Annotated in this window: 21 protein-coding genes; 9 read left to right on the forward strand and 12 right to left on the reverse strand. The window is 62.3% G+C overall.

Annotated features, from left to right (window positions below):
* Positions 1-72: 72 nt before the first annotated feature.
* Positions 73-579 (forward strand): AAA family ATPase, encoded by a 507-nt coding sequence (locus HUN39_RS06630; protein WP_175093666.1) that lies wholly within the window; start codon positions 73-75, stop codon positions 577-579.
* Between the two features lie 127 nt (positions 580-706).
* Positions 707-1063 (forward strand): membrane protein insertion efficiency factor YidD, encoded by a 357-nt coding sequence (yidD, locus tag HUN39_RS06635; RefSeq protein WP_332310732.1) that lies wholly within the window; start codon positions 707-709, stop codon positions 1061-1063.
* Here yidD and HUN39_RS06640 read toward each other — a convergent pair.
* The 6 genes from HUN39_RS06640 to HUN39_RS06665 form a co-directional block, all read right to left on the reverse strand.
* Positions 1060-1629 carry a L,D-transpeptidase gene (locus tag HUN39_RS06640; RefSeq protein WP_175093667.1) on the reverse strand — a complete coding sequence of 190 codons (570 nt, stop codon included), beginning with the start codon at positions 1627-1629 and terminating at the stop codon, positions 1060-1062. The two genes, yidD and HUN39_RS06640, sit on opposite strands and share 4 nt — an antisense overlap.
* A 102-nt stretch (positions 1630-1731) precedes the next feature.
* Entirely contained in the window at positions 1732-2403 is a 672-nt protein-coding gene (locus HUN39_RS06645; RefSeq protein WP_175093668.1) for a phosphoribosyltransferase, read from the reverse strand.
* A 7-nt stretch (positions 2404-2410) separates the two neighbouring features.
* Positions 2411-3427 carry a hypothetical protein gene (locus tag HUN39_RS06650; protein WP_232365953.1) on the reverse strand — a complete coding sequence of 339 codons (1017 nt, stop codon included), beginning with the start codon at positions 3425-3427 and terminating at the stop codon, positions 2411-2413.
* Positions 3428-3489: 62 nt separating this feature from the next.
* The gene (locus HUN39_RS06655; RefSeq protein ID WP_175093670.1) at positions 3490-4920 is read right to left on the reverse strand and encodes an RtcB family protein; all 1431 of its coding nucleotides are present in this window, start codon (positions 4918-4920) and stop codon (positions 3490-3492) included.
* Between the two features lie 15 nt (positions 4921-4935).
* Positions 4936-5379, reverse strand: a complete 444-nt coding sequence (locus tag HUN39_RS06660; protein WP_175093671.1) for an archease — start codon at positions 5377-5379, stop codon at positions 4936-4938.
* An 11-nt stretch (positions 5380-5390) separates the two neighbouring features.
* A complete protein-coding gene (locus HUN39_RS06665) occupies positions 5391-5954 on the reverse strand; it encodes an HPF/RaiA family ribosome-associated protein (RefSeq protein ID WP_175093672.1) in 564 nt (187 codons plus the stop codon).
* Positions 5955-6103: 149 nt separating this feature from the next.
* On the opposite strand from HUN39_RS06665, the gene HUN39_RS06670 reads away from it, so the two are divergent.
* The 3 genes from HUN39_RS06670 to HUN39_RS06680 are packed head-to-tail and all read left to right on the forward strand — an operon-like array spanning position 6104 to position 9207.
* Positions 6104-6760 (forward strand): dienelactone hydrolase family protein, encoded by a 657-nt coding sequence (locus HUN39_RS06670; RefSeq protein ID WP_175093673.1) that lies wholly within the window; start codon positions 6104-6106, stop codon positions 6758-6760.
* Between the two features lie 30 nt (positions 6761-6790).
* On the forward strand, positions 6791-8311 hold the full coding sequence (prs, locus tag HUN39_RS06675; RefSeq protein WP_175093674.1) for a ribose-phosphate diphosphokinase: 1521 nt from the start codon (positions 6791-6793) through the stop codon (positions 8309-8311).
* Positions 8312-8364: 53 nt separating this feature from the next.
* A complete protein-coding gene (locus tag HUN39_RS06680) occupies positions 8365-9207 on the forward strand; it encodes a GNAT family N-acetyltransferase (protein ID WP_175093675.1) in 843 nt (280 codons plus the stop codon).
* Here HUN39_RS06680 and HUN39_RS06685 read toward each other — a convergent pair.
* Together HUN39_RS06685 and HUN39_RS06690 are read right to left on the reverse strand one after the other, a co-directional pair.
* Positions 9177-9920: an SOS response-associated peptidase gene (locus tag HUN39_RS06685; protein ID WP_175093676.1), complete on the reverse strand. Its 744-nt coding sequence runs from the start codon at positions 9918-9920 to the stop codon at positions 9177-9179. The two genes, HUN39_RS06680 and HUN39_RS06685, sit on opposite strands and share 31 nt — an antisense overlap.
* Positions 9921-9939: 19 nt before the next feature.
* The gene (locus tag HUN39_RS06690) at positions 9940-10230 is read right to left on the reverse strand and encodes a hypothetical protein (RefSeq protein ID WP_175093677.1); all 291 of its coding nucleotides are present in this window, start codon (positions 10228-10230) and stop codon (positions 9940-9942) included.
* A 400-nt stretch (positions 10231-10630) separates the two neighbouring features.
* On the opposite strand from HUN39_RS06690, the gene HUN39_RS06695 reads away from it, so the two are divergent.
* Genes HUN39_RS06695 through HUN39_RS06705 form a run of 3 tightly spaced genes read left to right on the forward strand, consistent with a single transcriptional unit; the run spans position 10631 to position 11795 of the window.
* Positions 10631-10870, forward strand: a complete 240-nt coding sequence (locus tag HUN39_RS06695; protein ID WP_232365955.1) for a hypothetical protein — start codon at positions 10631-10633, stop codon at positions 10868-10870.
* Positions 10867-11208 (forward strand): antibiotic biosynthesis monooxygenase family protein, encoded by a 342-nt coding sequence (locus tag HUN39_RS06700; protein WP_175093679.1) that lies wholly within the window; start codon positions 10867-10869, stop codon positions 11206-11208. Before HUN39_RS06695 ends, HUN39_RS06700 begins: the two co-directional genes overlap by 4 nt.
* Positions 11209-11237: 29 nt before the next feature.
* Positions 11238-11795 (forward strand): peroxiredoxin, encoded by a 558-nt coding sequence (locus tag HUN39_RS06705; protein WP_175093680.1) that lies wholly within the window; start codon positions 11238-11240, stop codon positions 11793-11795.
* Here HUN39_RS06705 and HUN39_RS06710 read toward each other — a convergent pair.
* Positions 11779-12735, reverse strand: coding sequence for a dimethylarginine dimethylaminohydrolase family protein (locus HUN39_RS06710; RefSeq protein WP_175093681.1), 957 nt, complete (start codon positions 12733-12735; stop codon positions 11779-11781). The genes HUN39_RS06705 and HUN39_RS06710 overlap by 17 nt on opposite strands.
* Entirely contained in the window at positions 12732-13796 is a 1065-nt protein-coding gene (locus HUN39_RS06715; protein WP_175093682.1) for an ornithine cyclodeaminase, read from the reverse strand. The genes HUN39_RS06710 and HUN39_RS06715 overlap by 4 nt, the downstream gene beginning before the upstream one ends.
* A 133-nt stretch (positions 13797-13929) precedes the next feature.
* Between HUN39_RS06715 and HUN39_RS06720 the strand changes: the two genes are divergently transcribed.
* Positions 13930-14346: an Lrp/AsnC family transcriptional regulator gene (locus HUN39_RS06720; RefSeq protein WP_018407344.1), complete on the forward strand. Its 417-nt coding sequence runs from the start codon at positions 13930-13932 to the stop codon at positions 14344-14346.
* A gap of 98 nt (positions 14347-14444) precedes the next feature.
* On the opposite strand, the gene HUN39_RS06725 is transcribed toward HUN39_RS06720, so the two are convergent.
* Positions 14445-15881 (reverse strand): ATP-binding protein, encoded by a 1437-nt coding sequence (locus HUN39_RS06725; RefSeq protein ID WP_175093683.1) that lies wholly within the window; start codon positions 15879-15881, stop codon positions 14445-14447.
* Entirely contained in the window at positions 15878-16597 is a 720-nt protein-coding gene (locus tag HUN39_RS06730; RefSeq protein WP_175093684.1) for a response regulator, read from the reverse strand. Before HUN39_RS06730 ends, HUN39_RS06725 begins: the two co-directional genes overlap by 4 nt.
* Positions 16598-16644 lie beyond the last annotated feature (47 nt).

The following is a 16644-nucleotide window of genomic DNA, read 5'->3' on the forward strand; positions in this document are numbered from 1 at the left end:
AAAAAGGCCGCCCTCGTCGGGCGGCCTTTTTCAATATAACGCCGAGTTTCGTTTTCGAATTCCGACTGGCGGATGATGATCGTGACTACGCATCAACCCACCCTCCATTTGGTCTGCGGCAAGATTGCAGCCGGCAAATCGACGCTCTGCAATCGCCTCGCCGCGGCGCCGGCGACCTTGCTGGTCAGCGAAGACAGGTGGATGAAACGCCTTTACGGTCCAGAGATGCATTCGGTAAAGGATTATGTGCGTTACTCGGCGCGCTTCCGCGATGTAATGGGCCCGCATATAGAGGATGTGATGCGCGCGGGACTGTCGGTCGTCCTGGATTTCCCGGCGAACACCGTCGCTACTCGGCAATGGATGCGCGGCATTTTCGAGAACGCCGGCGTCGCGCATCAGCTTCATTATCTGAAGGCTTCAGACGCTCTTTGCAGGGCGCGCATGCATGCGCGTTACGCTCGCGGCGAGCACGAGTTCCTTGTAACAGACGATCAGTTCGACTTAATCACGAGCTATTTTGCGCCTCCGGCGCAGTCTGAGGGTTTCAATACCATCGTCTATCGAGAATCGGACTGATGCATACCCGCCCAATTCCCAGGAAACACGATCCTTCCCAATTCCTCCTGCGCGGCCATCTCGCTCAGGCCCGGGAAATGTATCGCGCGCCCTTCAGATTCACGTCCGGCGGAAATAGATTGTGTTTGTGCCGACCCTCCTTGCCCTGCTGCGATCCCTGCCCGCTCGCGCGGCGCGCGCGCTGATCTTCGTCTATCGCGTCACCTTCTCGGCCTTCGCGGGACGCTTCTGCCGCTATGCGCCCACCTGCTCGGAATACGCCGACGAAGCCATCGCGAAACATGGCTTATGGGCTGGCGGTTGGATGGGGTTCGCGCGCATCTGCCGCTGCCGTCCGGGCGGCGGCGCGGGTTTCGACCCCGTGCCCGAAACCCTGCGCGCCGATGCGCGCCCGCTTACGCCCTGGCGCTACGGCGTTTGGCGCCAGCGCTTGGTCTGCGAAGCCGTCGCGCCCGAGGACAAGGTGAACGCCGGGCGCCCTTAATTGAGCACGACGACTTTCGTCCCGACCTTAACGCGACTGTAGAGATCGACGACGTCCTTGTTGGTCATGCGGATACAGCCCGATGACACGGCGGCGCCGATCGTGTCCGGCTCGTTGGAGCCATGAATGCGATATTGGCTCGAGCCGAGGTAGAGCGCGCGCGCGCCAAGCGGATTTTCCATGCCGCCGGCCATATGGCGCGGCAAATCCGGTCTGCGCTTGAGCATCTGCGGCGGCGGACTCCAGTCCGGCCACTCGCGCTTGCGCGATATCGTTTTCACGCCGGACCAGGTGAAGCCCATTCGACCGACGCCGACGCCATATTCAATCGCGCGTCCGTCGCCGAGCACGTAATAGAGCCGACGGTCCTTGGTCGAGATGACGACCGTGCCGCGCTTGAATTGCGGATGGCGCCAATAGACGGCCTGCCGCGGTATCGCCTGCTCGCGAAATACGTTGAGGAAGTCGGCGAGCGGACCGCGATTGATCGGGCTGTCGAAAGCCTGCGCCGGGGCCGCCGTGAAGAGAAGCGCGGCAAAAATGATCGATCCGCTGTTTTGGCGCATGGTTGATCTCCCAAAAGCCGCGGACCGAGCTTTTTGGGCAATTATGGCTGATTTCAGGTGGCTGATATCGACGACATAGATGCGATACGCTCCGTCGGCTGCTCAGATCGTCGCGTTCGACGCGTCCCCGGCCTTCTTGGCGCATCGGTTGAGGATTTCGATCACTTCCTCATCGCTGATCTGGCGAAAATCACGGTAGAAAAACCCTATCGCGCCGAACGCGCGATGCGTCTCAAGACAGACAATCTCGTCGACTTCAGCGCTAAGAGACTCCAGCGTATCTGGAGGCGCGACTGGCACGGCCAGCACAAGCTTCTTCGGCGCACGTGCGCGGACGGCGCGCAGCGCCGCGCGCGTCGTCGCGCCGGTGGCGACGCCGTCGTCGACGACAATGGCGATGCGCCCTTTCGCCTCCGGTCGCTCGCGGCGGCCAAGATAGAGCTGCCGGCGCCGCTCGATCTCCTCAAGTTCGCGCGCGCACACGCTCTCAAACTCCTGTTCGCTCACATCCGCCATGGCGATCACGTCCTCATTGCGCACGATCACCGGCGCGCCGCCATCCGCCACGGCGCCCATCGCCAGCTCCGGCTGGAAGGGCACGCCAATTTTCCTGACAAGCACGAGATCGAGAGGCGCCTTCAGCAAAACCGCGATCGGCTCGGCGACGGGCGCTCCGCCGCGCGGCAGGGCGAAGACGACAACATCCTCGCCCTTGAATTTCTCAAGCTCGGCGGCAAGGCGACGCCCAGCGTCGGTTCGGTCGTAAAAGGACATGGCGCCCTCACTTCCCCGTCCGATTGTCGGCGGCGAGCGCCGATTGCGCAAGATTCAGATAGCGCGTCGCCAGCGGTTCCCACTTCGATGGCTCACGTGGCGATTCATCGAGAAGATGCGCCACAGACTGCCGCGCGCGCAGCACCGCGCGCCAAGCCGCGTAAAGCGACACCAGGCGTCGCGGGGGTGCGCAGGAGAGTCGCTGCGCCACTTTGTCGACGAGTTCGACGCCGAGCGCATTCGCGCCAAGCAGCGCACATTCGACGCCAAGATAGGCGAGCTCATCGAAGGGATCGACCTGGCGCAGTTCGGCGTTGAACTCCAGACAGTCGAATATGGCGATGGGGTCGCGAAAGCAGATATGCTCCGGGCGCAAGTCGCCATGTCCGTCGACGACCTGGCCCTGAAAGACGCGCTCCTGCAACAGTGATCGGCTGGCCGCCAGTCGTGCGTCGAGAAGGTCGAGAAGAATGGGCGTGCGCCCATGGTCGAGCGCGAAATCCCGCCGCGTCAGAACGTCTCGATTCTTTTCCTGCTCGCGAAAAAACCGCAGCGCATAATCCTCGGCGCTGATCGAGGAGCGTTCCACGCCGCGATAGAACGCCGCCAAGGTGTCGCAGAGCATGTCGATCTGCGCCGCGCTCAAGCGATCTTCGGCGATCAGCCGATCGAGCATCGCGTCGCGCGGCAGGCGGCGCATCACGACAAGCCAGTCGACGACGGCGCCATCGCCGCCGAGCGCCATGCGGCGAATCGGACCACAGGTCAACGGCGCGACGCCCAAATACACGTCGTCCGCGAGCCGGCGGTTGAGGCGCACCTCCTCGCGACAATTGTGTTCGCGAGCATCGATCGTCGAGAAGTCGAGAAAAGGATAGCGAACGGGCTTCTTGAGCTTGTAGACCTTATCGCCTGCCAGAAAGACATAGGACATATGCGTTTCCAGCACCGCCACCGACGCCGGAGCGTGCGAATAGGCGCCGGGCGCGCTAAGAAATCGAACCTTCTCGGCAATTGAGGGCAAGTCCGCCTCGCCAATGGCGCTCGCTCCGCTATGGGGGATCGACTCCATGTCGCGCTGCTTTCTCAGCCCTTGACGCAGATGAGCGGTTTCAGAAAGGCGACCTTTCGCGCCAATCCTGCCGCCTCGGCGGAATCGACGACCGCGCGAACGTCCTTGTAGGCGCCAGGCGCCTCTTCAGCGACGCCGCGCAGCGACGGACTCTTGACGATGATCCCCTGTGCGCGAAGATCGTCAACGACTTGGCGTCCGCCCCAGGTCCGCGTCGCCGCATGGCGGCTCATGCGTCGGCCCGCGCCGTGACAGGCGGATGAAAACGCCTGGGGCTCGCTCGTCTTCACGCCGGCGAGAACATAGGAGCCCGCGCCCATGCTGCCGCCGATCAGCACCGGCTGCCCATAAGGCCGCAGCGCCTCCGGCAAACCTTCATGGCCGGGACCGAACGCGCGCGTCGCGCCCTTGCGATGAACGAAAAGCTGGCGCGTCTCGCCGTCGATCGCATGGCGCTCGACCTTGCATGTGTTGTGGGAAACATCAAACATGAGCGGCAAGCCTTCCTGCGCGAAAAATCTGGCGAAGACCTGTCGCGCCAGATGGCCGATGATCTCGCGATTGGCGAGCGCGCAATTGATCGCCGCGCGCATGGCGCTAAGATATTTCTGGCCGAGTTCCGATTTGATCGGCGCGCAGGCCAATTCACGATCGGGCAACTCAATCCCGTAATTTGGCGCCGACAGCACCATCTCGCGCAAATATTCCGTGCCGATCTGATGGCCGAGGCCGCGCGAGCCGCAATGGATCGTCACAACGCACTCGCCTTTGACGAGGCCATATGCGGCGGCGATTTCATCATCGAAGATTTCGGCGACTTCTTGCACCTCCAGATAATGATTGCCCGACCCCAACGTGCCCATTTCGCGCCGCTGGCGTTTTCGCGCATGTTCCGACACTGCGGCGGGGTCGGCGCCCGACGCGCATCCTCTCTCTTCGATGCGATCGAGATCCTCGGGCCGCCCGAAGCCGCGCTCGATCGCCCATTGCGCGCCGCCGAGCAGCATGGCGTTCATGCCCTGCGCATCGAGGGCGATCTCGCCCTCTGAACCGACTCCAGCCGGGACATGCTCAAAGAGCGCGTCGGCGAGTTCCTGCTGAACGGAAACGACCTGCTCGCGCGTCAGATGCGTCAGATGCGTGCGTACGCCGCAGGAGACGTCGAACCCGACGCCGCCAGCGGACACCACGCCGCCTTCGTCTGCATCAAAAGCAGCAACGCCGCCGATCGGAAAGCCATAGCCCCAATGCGCGTCGGGCATGGCGTAGGAAGCGCGCACGATGCCCGGCAATTTCGCGACATTGGTCACCTGATCGAAGACCTTGTCATCCATTTCCGTCATGAGGTCTTCAGTCGCATAAACGATCGCCGGCACGCGCATGCCCTCGAAGGGCGCAATTCGCCACGCCGTCTCCGAGAGCTTTTCGAAACGTGAAACGTCCATCGCATCCTCCCGCGCCTAAACGTCGATGACGCACTGCGCGCGCCAAAGTCCTGGCCTATCCTCGACGAAGGCAAGTTCGGTGTAGGTCGCGCCTTTCACTTCCACGGCGGGCGCGTGTCGCGCGCGCGACACTGCCTCGCCAAGAGCGCGGCCCTTGAGACGATCGTTCTCGATCTTTACATGGAACGCGCCAAACACCATCCGACGCTCCGCCATTTCGTATATGAGCGCGTTAAGCCAGTCGACGAGCAGCAGGTCGAGGCGGGGCGCTTCGAGCGCAAAGTCTACCGTCTGCTCAAGCCGAACGGTCGCCGGATCAAGGATCGCCGCCATCGTGGCCAAGGCGGCCTGTTCGCAGGCTTCGCCGGGCGTCGCGCCATAGCCGCGGACGCCGATGTCGGCGTCGTGCGGAAAATGCTCCCACCGCACGGTCGCCGAGTGATCGCCGAGGACAGCCATCACGGCCAAGCTCAGGCGGCGTCGCGGCCGAGCGGAGTGACGCGGCTTGCTTGTGGGCCTTCTTGGCCCTCCTCCTCCCTGTAGCGAACGCGCGCGCCAGGTTTCAACGCGTCAAATCCGGGTTCTTCGACGCTGTTGCGGTGGAAGTAGATCTCTCGGCCGTCGGGAGCTTCGATGAAGCCATAGCCATCCTCGGCCACCATTTTCTTCACGACGCCGGTCGGCGGCGTCTCGTGATGCTTCACCTTGCCGCGCATGCGCCGGACCTGGTCCTGCAACCGGCGACGCGCCCGTTTGAACACGTCATTGAGCGCGAAATCGAAATCCTGGAACCGCTCGTCCTGATGGGGCGTGCGCTCGATCGCAACCTCGCGCTTGTCGGGCAGGACGAGATGCAGATTGATCTCGTAGAGCCCGCCCGTGTGATGATGCGCGCCCGGACCCTTCACGACGACGCGACAGGCTGTCGCACGTCCGTAGCGATCCTCGAGCTTTTCTATCTGTCGCATGATTTGTTCTTGCTGGCGGGATGAGGGCTCAACGCCCTGGAAATCTATCTTCGGCTGCGTTTGCATGCGAACCTCCCTCTGAACTGAGGCGGACAAGCGAGCGTCCTTAAGGGAATATGGCGAGGGCTCAGCGGTTTCTCCACACAGAAGATTCATGCTGCGACGCCATTTAGGACGCCATGTAGGCTGAAACGTCCAATCTGCACGAGGTCCCTATGACGCGCGACTTCACGACCGCCGACGTCGCAATCGGCCCCCATCGATTGGAGGGATCGCTGTACCTGCCTCAATCGCCACAGGGGCTCATCATTTTCGCGCATGGCAGTGGCTCCTCGCGCTTTAGTCCGCGCAACAGATATGTCGCCGAGCGGCTCGTCGCGCAGGGATTCGCCTGTTTGCTGTTCGATCTCCTGACCGCCACGGAAGGCGAACTCCGCCGCAATGTTTTCGACATTGAACTGCTCGGCGCGCGCGTCGGCGAGGCGATCGCCTGGACCGCAGAAAGTGACGCCGCTCGCTTGCCCATCGGGCTGTTCGGGGCGAGCACGGGCGCCGCCGCCGCGCTCGTCGCCGCAGCCGACGAACCACGCGTCGCCGCCGTCGTCTCGCGCGGCGGTCGGCCAGATCTTGCAGGCGACGCGCTGCGGCGGGTTCAAGCGCCGACGTTGCTGATCGTCGGCGGACTGGATTATGGCGTGATTGAACTCAATCGCAGCGCGCAGCAGCTGCTCAGATGCCGGAACCGTCTCGACATCGTTCCCGGCGCCACCCATCTCTTCGAGGAGCCCGGCACATTGGAGAGCGCCGTCGAGCGCGCGACCAAATGGTTTGTCGAGAATCTTTGCGCGAGTCGCGGCGCGGTGGATGAATGACGTCATTGCAACGAAAGAAGGTTTCAAGAAATGACGACGATGGCGCAGACCGAACCACCGCTCAAGCGGCTTTTCGACCGTCTGGACTTCGCGCCTCAGCCGAAACGACTGGAACTCGATCTCATACATGAGCGCTGGGAGGCGGCGCGCGCCGGCGCTGTCGCGCCTCGGCGAAGCGCGATCAGCTTTGCGCCGGAAGAGCGCGGCGCCGCCGAAACCTTGTTCGTTCATCGATTCGAGGGACCGGACGACGACGGCGTCCTGACCGAAGGCGCGTCGGCCGCGGCGATGTTATTGGGCCCCTACCGGATCGGCGACAGGCTGAGCGAAGCGGGAAATCGCCGCGGCGCAGTGCGGCTGCGTCGTCTGTTCAAGGAGGTGCGGCGAACCGGCCAACCCGTGCTCGCGCAATACACCAGCGCGGAACGTGGACGCGATCGCGCCATTGTGGAAATTCTGGTGGCACCGCTTTCGGAAGACGGGAGCACGATCGACTCGGCGCTCACCGCGATTTCGGCGCATGTTCTGGATGGCGCGCCCAGACGGACGACGCGCGAAACAGCGGAGAGCAGCCTTGCGCTATTTGCGCTCGGCGCAAGCATATCTGCTGGCGAAGACGTCGCACAGGCGCTTGGCGCTGAACTCGCGCCGCTGGAAGACCGCGAGTTCGAAGACGGCGAATATAAGATCAGGCCGCTCGAAAATGTGCGCGGCCGCGACTGCTACATCGTCTTCACCCTGAATGGCGATCACATCGCGAGCAGCGCCGACAAGCTCTGCAAACTGCTGTTCTTCGTCGGCGCGCTGAAGGACGCAGGCGCTCAGTGCGTCACGGCCGTCACGCCCTATCTGTGCTTCGCGCGCAAGGACCGGCGCACCAAGCCCCGCGATCCGGTCACCACGCGCTATGTCGCGCAGCTGTTTGAAGCGCTTGGAACAGATCGTGTGGTCTGCGTCGACGTACATAACATCGCCGCTTTTCAGAACGCCTTTCGTTGCGAGACGGTTCACCTTGACGCTCAGGCGTTGTTTGCGCGTCATGTCCTGGCCAACATCGGGGACAGGCCTGTCGCCGTCGTCTCTCCCGATCTTGGCGGCGAGAAGCGCGCGGAGCTTTTTCGGCTGCGGCTTGAACGCATGCTGAAGCGGCCCGTGGCCAAAGCCTTCATGGATAAATACCGAAGCGAGGGCCACGTCGTTGGCGATATTTTCGCGGGCGACGTCAAGGATCGCACCGCGATCATCATCGACGACCTGATCGCCGGCGGCGGCACGGTGGCGCGCACCGCTGCGGCCTGCCGCGCCAATGGCGCGGCGCACGTCTGGGTCGCGGCGACTCACGGCGTCTTTTCCGAAAAGGCTGCGTCCGCGCTAAAGAACGCGCCGATCGACCAGCTCATCATCACCGATTCCGTGCGGCTGCAACCGTCTATGGCCGCCGCGCTTGGCGATCGTTTGATTGTGGTCAGCGTCGCCGGTCTCCTGGCCGAAGCGATCAGACGCCTGCACGCAAATGGTTCGATCACGCAGCTTCTGGAGGACGGACCCTAGCCGCCGGGCGCGCTTTGGTTGCGTCCTGCAGCGACTCGCGCCACAAGCCTCGCATGAACTTGGAAGACATCGTCATTCGCCGAATGTCCGTGAGCGAAGTTGATCGCGCGCTCGATTGGGCCGCGGCCGAGGGCTGGAATCCCGGACTTTATGACGCGGAGTGTTTCTACGCCGTCGATCCGAAAGGGTTCTTCATCGCCGAGCGCGCGGGCGAGCCACTGGGCTGCGTCTCCGCCGTCGCCTATGACGAGTCCTTCGGCTATGTCGGGCTATTCATCGTTCGGCCGGCTCATCGTGGACAGGGCGTCGGCCTTCGGCTCTTGAACGTCGCGCTGCGGCATGTGCAGGGTCGCAATGTCGGGCTCGACGCCGCGATCGACCTTCAGCAGACATATGCGCGATACGGATTCACATTCGCCTATCGCAACATACGTCATCGATGCGTGGGCGGCGGCGAAGCGCCTCCCGACGTGACTGAATTGGCCGAAGTCCCCTTCGACGAGATTGTGCGTTATGACCAAACGGTCTTTGCCACATCGCGACCAAATTTTCTTTCGCGCTGGATCGCTCAGCAGCAGAGCGCGGCGCTCGCCGTGGTGAAGCAAGGCCGGCTCGCCGGCTATGGCGTGCTGCGCACGTGTCGCGACGGCTACAAGATCGGGCCGCTGTTCGCGGATGATTTACAAATCGCCGACGCTCTGTTTCAAGGCTTATGCGCGCGAGCCGCGGGTGCGCCGGTGTTTCTCGATACGCCCGAAGCGAACTCCGCCGCCATCGCGCTGGCGCAGCGACGCCAGATGACCGCCGTGTTCGACACGGCGCGCATGTATACGGAAGGACCGCCGCCGGGACGCATCGACCGCTGCTACGGCGTCACGACCTTCGAACTCGGGTGATTCGCTTCGCCGGACAGGGCGCCTAGGCGATCGATAAGATCAGAGGCCGTGAGGCTCGGGGCGATCAACGTCGGATCGTCGTCGGCGTCGCCCGAACGGTTGACGCGCGGCGACACGATCCATTCCTGCAGAGCCTCGTCGGACGGCGCGCGAAGCAACGCCCCGGGATCCTCGCCCGACATCCATGCATTCGCGTCGCGCCAGTCGAGGATGACCGGCATGCGATCATGGAAGCGGCGCATCCAGCCATTCGCTGGACCGACGATGATCGTCGCGGACTCGATCTTCGCATCGCTTTCAATATCGCGACAGCTCTCGCACAAGCCGGCGAATGCGAGCGGGGCGCCGTCGGGCGCCGTGAAATAATGCGGAGTCTTGGCGCCTTTCGCCCCGGTCCATTCATAGAAGCCCGACGCGGGGATGATGCAGCGCCGAGATGCGAAGGCCGAGCGAAACATCGGTTTTTCGGCGACCGTCTCGGCGCGCGCGTTGAAGGTTGCAGGCAGTTCGCGCAGGGGCTTCTTCCACCAGGAGGGCGCAAAGCCCCAGCGCATCTGGACAAGCTCATGTCCCGCCGGCGTCGGTCTGATGACCTCGATCATCGTCGTCGGCGCCACATTGTAGCGCGGCTGCAGATTGCGCGGCTGGCCGATCAAATCGGCAAGCCGCTGGAGCTCCTCCCAGGAAAGATGCTGCGTGAAGCGCCCGCACATTAAGCGAGACCGTCCTGTCTCAGTAGTAGTAGTGCCTGTGACGGCGGTAATATGGGCGCGGCGCCGTCGCGGCGCCAATGATCGCGCCGCCCGCTGCGCCGACCGCCGCAGTGGCGAGCGTCGGACCGGCGAGTCCGCCCGAAGCAAGCGCGCCAATGCCGGCGCCGCCCAGACCGCCGATGACGCCGCCGCCGAGAGCGCGCTCCGCGGGCGTGTAGCAGCCATAAAGCGGCATTGAGGCCGTCAGAAGCGTCGCAAGGACGAGGGCTTTCTTGACCCGGCGGGGCGTGGCGATGCTGTGCATTTTCATTCCCTTATTCATTGGTCGCGCCGCGTTGGGGCTGAAGCCAGGCCTTCGCGGCGTATTGTCGAATGAACCCAGATTTGCGCCGGAACGATGGCCCCGTCGTGAAGGCCACAGGCCAGAACGATGGCCTCGAGAAGGCCCCGGTCGGCGGCGCCGATGACGACGTGCAACGCTGATGTCTTGTGTTCCTTCTAATTGGAATATTTCGCAAATAAGAACGCTTCGGACGGCGCTTTCTGAAAGACTTCCGATAAGGGATCAATTGTATTGACGCAGGAAGTCGCCTGCTAAATCTTTCGAGCATACACGCGGCGCCGCTGAGACTTTCGGCATCGAACCCTCAAGCAAAGGATCAGGGCGCGCAACCCCACGCGTGACGTGTCGGACCCTCAAGGAGATAATGATGTGCGAACTGGCGCGCGAGAGAAAACGCATTGACTCGATTCTCGCCGAAGCGATGAACCAAAACTCGGTTCGACTGTCGATCAATGAAGTCGAACTCGCCGGCTATGGGCTCGCGGCGCTGCGCAGCCACTATGCGCTTTCCTGTTCTGATGAATGCATGCGCAAGAGATGTGACGAATTCGCCGCGCTCGTCGCGCTGTCGCGTCGTGCGCAGCAGCATGCGTGGCAGACGCCATGAAATATTCGGCAACAGGAAAGAAGGAACGCGCGATGTTCATGGCCTCGAACCAGTTCAAGGTCGTCAAGGGCTGCGAAGAAACATTCGAAGCGGCTTGGCGAGAGACAAGCGTCCGGCTGCGGGAAGCGGCCGGTCTCATCGGCTTTCAATTCCATAGGGGAAAGGAGTGCGGTCCGCACGTGCTCTATTTCTCGGTGACCATGTGGGAGACGGAAGAGCGCTTCATCGATTGGCGACGCGCCGAACTCTATGGCCTGCCGAGCGGCGACACTGGACCGCGCTGCGCCTCGAGGCTGGAGGAGTTCGATGCGACCGTCTCCAGAAGCAATCCGCAATAAGCGCCGACGGCGTTTTCTAGGAGAAAGACATGTTGGGAATTGGGGACAGCATACCGCCTTTCGTTGTTACCGGCGTTAAGCCGGGATTTAACGAGATCGAAGAAAACGGCGAGACAGCCTTCGAAACGCTCAGCGAGACGAGCTTTCCGGGCATGTGGAAAATCATCTTCTTCTATCCGAAGGACTTTACTTTCGTTTGTCCGACGGAAATCGCGGCCTTCGCGCGCTTGTCGAAGGATTTCGCCGAGCGCGACGCCGTCGTTCTCGGCGGCTCGACCGACAATGAGTTCGTGAAGCTTGCTTGGCGGCGCGACCACCGTGACCTGAAGAGCCTGCCGATCTGGCAGTTCGCCGACTCGAGGGGCGATCTGATCGATGGCCTCGGCGTGCGCGCGCCTTCAGGCGTCGCCTATCGCGCCACCTTCGTCGTCGATCCCGACAATGTCATTCAACATGTCTATGCGACGAATCTCGACGTCGGCCGCGCGCCGGACGATACGCTGCGCGTGCTCGACGCCTTGCGGACCGGCGCGCTTTGCCCCTGTAGCCGGCCGGTCGGCGGAGAAACGCTTATCCCCGCGGCATGACCGCGGACGCGGCGCCCGGCAACTGCAGCGTCAGACATTTCGCGGCGCCGCCCGCCTTCATGAATTCCGAGAGCGGCGTGACGACGGGCGTGAAGCCCGCGTCGATCAGGCGCGATCGAAGATCGTCGGAACAGGCGTTGAGGAAAACGCGCCCGGCGACTTCGACAGCATTGCAGGCGAAAGAGAGCGCGTCTTTCTCGCCGACTTCGATCCGCTTCTCCGCTGGCGCGATGGCTCGGATCGCTTCCCGTGACGCGATATCGAAGGCCGCCGGGTAATACATCAGCCAGCCGCCCCTCAGCGGGCAGAAGCAAGTGTCGAGATGATAGAAGCGCGGATCGACGAGCTTCAGCGCGACGGCGCGCAGACCGAAGATCTTTTGAAGATGCTTGGGCGCTTCCTCGCCTGAGCGCCAGCCGTATCCGCACCAGACAATACCCCGCGCGTGATCGAGGAGCGCGTCGCCGGCGCCCTCAAACGGAACGTTCTCCGGCCAGGGCGCGATTGAATAGCCTTGCGCTTCGAACCATTCGCAAAACAGACGCTCCTCGGGCCGCCGCTCCTTGGCGTGGAATCGACTCACGACGGCCATGTCGCCGATCGCAAGCCCCGCATTAGCGGTGAAGACCATGTCCGGCAGGCCGGGCGTCGGCGCGACGAAAGCAATATCGCTATGCGCCGCCAGCTTGCTGCGCAAGTTCTTCCACTGCGCCTGCGCGCGCGGCAGCGCTGCTTGCCCGATCTGATTTTCCATCCACGGGTTGATGATGTAATCGACGCCGAAATAGTCCGGCGCGCACATCAGTAGCGCGCGACGCGCAGGCGCAGGCCGTGGCGGCGCAGCCTCGCGCGCGTCGCCTCGCGGCGTATCGTTCAATACAGCGGCATCAGCGTCGAAGTTCATCAGCGTCACCTCTGGCGTCGAGCGACCGTCGATCATGCGGGCTGTTCCGTCCTTACGAGAGTTGCGACGTCCTGCTCCGCGTCGAGCGGATGCAGCAGTGAGAACAGATCCTTGGGGTCCGCGGGTTCCGCGATCAGCTCGATCGTGCGGCCGACGCCGGTCTCCCGCGCGAGATCCCGCAACAGGCGCAACACCGAAAAATCCTCGATGGCGAAGCCGACGCTATCGAAGATGGTGATCGCGTCTTTAGAGGTGCGCCCTGGTCGATGACCCGCAAGAACCTCCCGCAGCTCCGTCACCGGATGATCCGGGTCGAGTTGCTGAATTTCGCCCTCGCTGCGCGTCTGCGGCGCATATTCGACACATATCTCGGAACGCAGCAGCAGTTCGCGCGCAAGTTCGGTCTTGCCCGGGCAATCGCCGCCGACCGCATTGATATGGGTTCCAGGCTGAACCATGTCGTCGGCAAGTATCGTGGCGAATTTCTTATCCGCCGTGATCGTCGTAATGATGTCTGCGCCGGATGCGGCGCTGCGCGCGTTGGCGCACCGAATGATCGTCAGGCCGAAGTCGGCCATGTTGCGCTCGAACTTCTCGACGGCGTAAGGGTCGACATCGAAGACGCGAAGCCGGTCGACGCCAAGAACGGCGTGAAAGGCGCAGGCCTGAAACTCCGACTGGGCGCCAAGGCCAATCAGCGCCATCGTCTTGCTGTCGGGCCGCGCAAGATGCGCCGCCGCCAGAGCCGAGGTCGCGCCGGTGCGAAAGGCGGTGGCGAGCGTCATGTCGGCGATGAGCGTCGGATAGCCGGTCTCGACGTCGGCGAGGGCTCCGAAGGCGACGACGGTCTGCAGGTTGAAGTGCGTGTTGCCGGGATGACCGTTGACGAATTTAAAGGCGAAAGCCTCGCCGTCGCTCGTCGGCATCAGTTCGATGACGCCGCGCGGCGAATGGCTCGCGTAACGCGGCGACTTCTCGAATGCCTCCCAGCGCATAAAGTCGTGACGCAGATAGTCGACGAGCCGCGACCAAAAGCGTCGCGCGCCCACTTCTCCAACGATGCGGGCGATGTCTCGCGCGCTGAGAAACGTCACCATGCCTTCTCCCATCGATCCATGTCGGGAGACTAGAACGCGGCAACGCTAATCAAAATCGCCATAAACTATCGAAATGACTGTATTTTTGTAATTTCGGTCATAGATATTGACCGTTTCCACAGAGACATAGGTCATGGACGATCTCGACCACCGACTGATCGCGCTGCTGCGGACCGACGCGCGCGCCTCCTTGTCCCAGCTCGCCAAGGCGCTCGGCGTCTCGCGCGGGACGGTCCAGAACCGCCTCGATAAGCTGATCGCGTCCGACGTGATCCTGGGCTTTACGGTTCGGCTGAAAAATCCCGCCGCATCCGATCGCATCCGGGCGATCATGATGGTCGAAGTCTCCGGCAAGAATTCCCGCCGCGTCGCTCAGGCGCTGCGTGGACTCCCGCAGATCCACACGCTTTACAGCACCAACGGGCCTTTCGACCTCATCGCGGAAATCGAGTGCGCCAATCTCGAGGAATTCGATCGGGTGCTGTCGGGCGTGAGGATGATCGAGGGCATCGCCAGAAGCGAGACGAGCCTGCTGCTTGCGCCCGCATGAACGCGCCCTGGCTGTAGTTCGGGCGCGCTTCGAGACTGCTCAGCAGAGCGCCCTCCTCGCGCATGCATCAGCGGCGCATGAGGACCGTTCGATATCGTTCAGAAGAGCGCCGGCGCGGCCTTGTCCGTCGGAAACAGCTTATCGTCCCCTTCCACCGCGCGGGGCAGACAGACACGCGCGATCAGCCCGTTGGGCTCCCGATCGAGCAGCGACACGGATCCGCCGTGGTTCTCGACAAGCGAACGCACAATCGATAGGCCGAGTCCAAATCCGCTGTGCTCGTCAAGCGTTCGTCCCGGCTGACCGCGAACGAAGGGCTCAAATGCGGTGTTCTTGCCCTCCGCTGACATTCCCGGTCCGTCGTCAACGACGTCGACCTCGATGAGCGCTCCCGGGCCTTCCGCGATGTAGATGTCCACGGTCTTCGCGTGATGCGTCGCGTTTTCGACGAGATTGGTGAAAATGCGTTGCACGTCGCAAAGCGATCCGAAGACCATTTGGTGACCGTCGCCATGGTAGGTCACATGATGCCCGAGGTCGCAGAACTCGTCGGCGACCGTTTGCAGAACGCTGTCGAGATCGACCAGGGAACAGTCGGATTTGTCGTCTCCTTCAGCGCGCAAATACTGCAAATTCTTGAACAGCATTGCGTCCATGAGATCGACGTCGCGCATTATCCGCTGCTGAAGGCTTTGATCTGACACAAATTCTGTTTTCAGCTTCAACCGCGTGATGATCGTTCGCAAGTCATGACTGACCGCCGCGAGCACATGGGCGCGCGCGGCGATCATCTTGCTGATGCGCGCCTGCATGCGATTCAGCGAGCGGGTCAATTCGCGAACTTCCTGAGGACCTCGCTCCGGGAGCTGCGCTTTCGTATCGACATCGCTCGGAATCTGCTCAGCATATTTTGCCAGTCGTCGCAGCGGCGCCATGATCGCGTTCAGCGCCCAGAACACGAAGATCGCAGTGAATATGATGAAGGACAGGGCCGTTCGCGCGCCCTGAGTCAGGATGAACGGTTCGTCATCGGCATGCTGCCAAAGCCATCGCCATATCGAACCGGGAGATTTTTGATGCTCGGCGATTGAGACCGTCGCATAGCCGCCCTTATGCAATTCGACGGCGAGGACGCCGTAATCTCCGGGCGTTGAACTTTCGACCTCGAACACATCTGCGCCGCCCCACAACAGCGAGTCGATGTGACGAATTTCGTTTTCAAAGGCGAGATCGCCGCCGCCGGTCGAAGATGTCGCCGACGGAGGGCGCGACTCCTGAATCTCGATACTGGCGTAGGGTACGGCGTGAGAGAGCGCTGAAATGACATTGGCTCTCTCTGAGAGCGGAGCGACGTCCAAAGCGAGGATTATGCTCGCGATGAAATCTCCTTGGTCGACGATGTGCCGCCTACCGAACACATGGAACATGCCGATGACGATCGTTTGGAACGCCACGATCGACACGAAAATCAGCAGCGTGATTTGAACGGCCAGTTTGTTGAGCCGGAAACGCCAGGGAAGGCGAGCAGGGTTCATGCGCGCGCCACGTGAGTGGAGAAAATATAGCCCTCGGAGCGAACCGTCTGGATGAACGCGGGCTTTTTTGGATCCGCTTCTATCTTCTGTCGAAGCCGGCTGATCAGAACGTCGATGCTGCGCTCGAAGGGCCCAGTCGTCGGTCCATGCGTCATGTTGATCAGTTGCTCGCGCGTCAACACCCGATGGGGATTTTCGCACAAAGCATGCAACAGATCGAATTCGGCGCCGGTCATGGCCACCTTTATGCCGCATGGCGCGACGACCTCCCGCGCCAGCACATCGACGCGCCAGCCCGAGAAAAGATACGCTTGCCGTACGGCGCGCCCGTCGACGGCGTTCGGGTTTTCAGTTCGTCTCAGTACGGCGCGGATGCGCGCCAGCAGTTCGCGCGAATTGAACGGCTTGACGATGTAATCGTCGGCCCCGAGCTCCAGACCCAATATTTTATCGATATCCTCCGACTGCGCCGTCAGTATGATTATAGGGATGCGTCTCTCGGATCGCACCCGCCGGCAGATCGACAAGCCGTCTTCGCCGGGAAGATTAAGATCGAGGATCAGCAGGTCATAAGCCCCGGCGCTGAACGCAGCGTCCATTGCCTGGGCGTTTGCGGCCACCTTTGTCTGAATATCATGCGCCGCGAGATAGAGGGAGACGAACTCGCCGATTTCGGCGTCATCCTCGACGATCAGTATTGAAATGGGAGGGGTCAAAGGAGGCGCAATCGCTTTCGTTGGAGCTCGCCGGAACGTAATAATGC

This window comes from Methylocystis silviterrae (genome assembly GCF_013350005.1).
GTDB lineage: Bacteria > Pseudomonadota > Alphaproteobacteria > Rhizobiales > Beijerinckiaceae > Methylocystis > Methylocystis silviterrae.

What these genes read in the sequence shown, in the direction of transcription:
- HUN39_RS06720 (WP_018407344.1), top strand. Translation starts at nt 13,930, where the DNA reads ATGGACGATCTCGACCACCGACTGATCGCGCTGCTGCGGACCGACGCG.
- HUN39_RS06640 (WP_175093667.1), bottom strand. Translation starts at nt 1,629, where the DNA reads ATGCGCCAAAACAGCGGATCGATCATTTTTGCCGCGCTTCTCTTCACG.
- prs (WP_175093674.1), top strand. Translation starts at nt 6,791, where the DNA reads ATGACGACGATGGCGCAGACCGAACCACCGCTCAAGCGGCTTTTCGAC.
- HUN39_RS06630 (WP_175093666.1), top strand. Translation starts at nt 73, where the DNA reads ATGATGATCGTGACTACGCATCAACCCACCCTCCATTTGGTCTGCGGC.
- HUN39_RS06680 (WP_175093675.1), top strand. Translation starts at nt 8,365, where the DNA reads ATGAACTTGGAAGACATCGTCATTCGCCGAATGTCCGTGAGCGAAGTT.
- HUN39_RS06685 (WP_175093676.1), bottom strand. Translation starts at nt 9,920, where the DNA reads ATGTGCGGGCGCTTCACGCAGCATCTTTCCTGGGAGGAGCTCCAGCGG.
- HUN39_RS06725 (WP_175093683.1), bottom strand. Translation starts at nt 15,881, where the DNA reads ATGAACCCTGCTCGCCTTCCCTGGCGTTTCCGGCTCAACAAACTGGCC.
- HUN39_RS06665 (WP_175093672.1), bottom strand. Translation starts at nt 5,954, where the DNA reads ATGCAAACGCAGCCGAAGATAGATTTCCAGGGCGTTGAGCCCTCATCC.
- HUN39_RS06655 (WP_175093670.1), bottom strand. Translation starts at nt 4,920, where the DNA reads ATGGACGTTTCACGTTTCGAAAAGCTCTCGGAGACGGCGTGGCGAATT.
- HUN39_RS06670 (WP_175093673.1), top strand. Translation starts at nt 6,104, where the DNA reads ATGACGCGCGACTTCACGACCGCCGACGTCGCAATCGGCCCCCATCGA.
- HUN39_RS06705 (WP_175093680.1), top strand. Translation starts at nt 11,238, where the DNA reads ATGTTGGGAATTGGGGACAGCATACCGCCTTTCGTTGTTACCGGCGTT.
- HUN39_RS06690 (WP_175093677.1), bottom strand. Translation starts at nt 10,230, where the DNA reads ATGAAAATGCACAGCATCGCCACGCCCCGCCGGGTCAAGAAAGCCCTC.
- HUN39_RS06660 (WP_175093671.1), bottom strand. Translation starts at nt 5,379, where the DNA reads ATGGCTGTCCTCGGCGATCACTCGGCGACCGTGCGGTGGGAGCATTTT.
- HUN39_RS06645 (WP_175093668.1), bottom strand. Translation starts at nt 2,403, where the DNA reads ATGTCCTTTTACGACCGAACCGACGCTGGGCGTCGCCTTGCCGCCGAG.
- HUN39_RS06715 (WP_175093682.1), bottom strand. Translation starts at nt 13,796, where the DNA reads ATGGTGACGTTTCTCAGCGCGCGAGACATCGCCCGCATCGTTGGAGAA.
- HUN39_RS06700 (WP_175093679.1), top strand. Translation starts at nt 10,867, where the DNA reads ATGAAATATTCGGCAACAGGAAAGAAGGAACGCGCGATGTTCATGGCC.
- HUN39_RS06695 (WP_232365955.1), top strand. Translation starts at nt 10,631, where the DNA reads ATGTGCGAACTGGCGCGCGAGAGAAAACGCATTGACTCGATTCTCGCC.
- HUN39_RS06710 (WP_175093681.1), bottom strand. Translation starts at nt 12,735, where the DNA reads ATGATCGACGGTCGCTCGACGCCAGAGGTGACGCTGATGAACTTCGAC.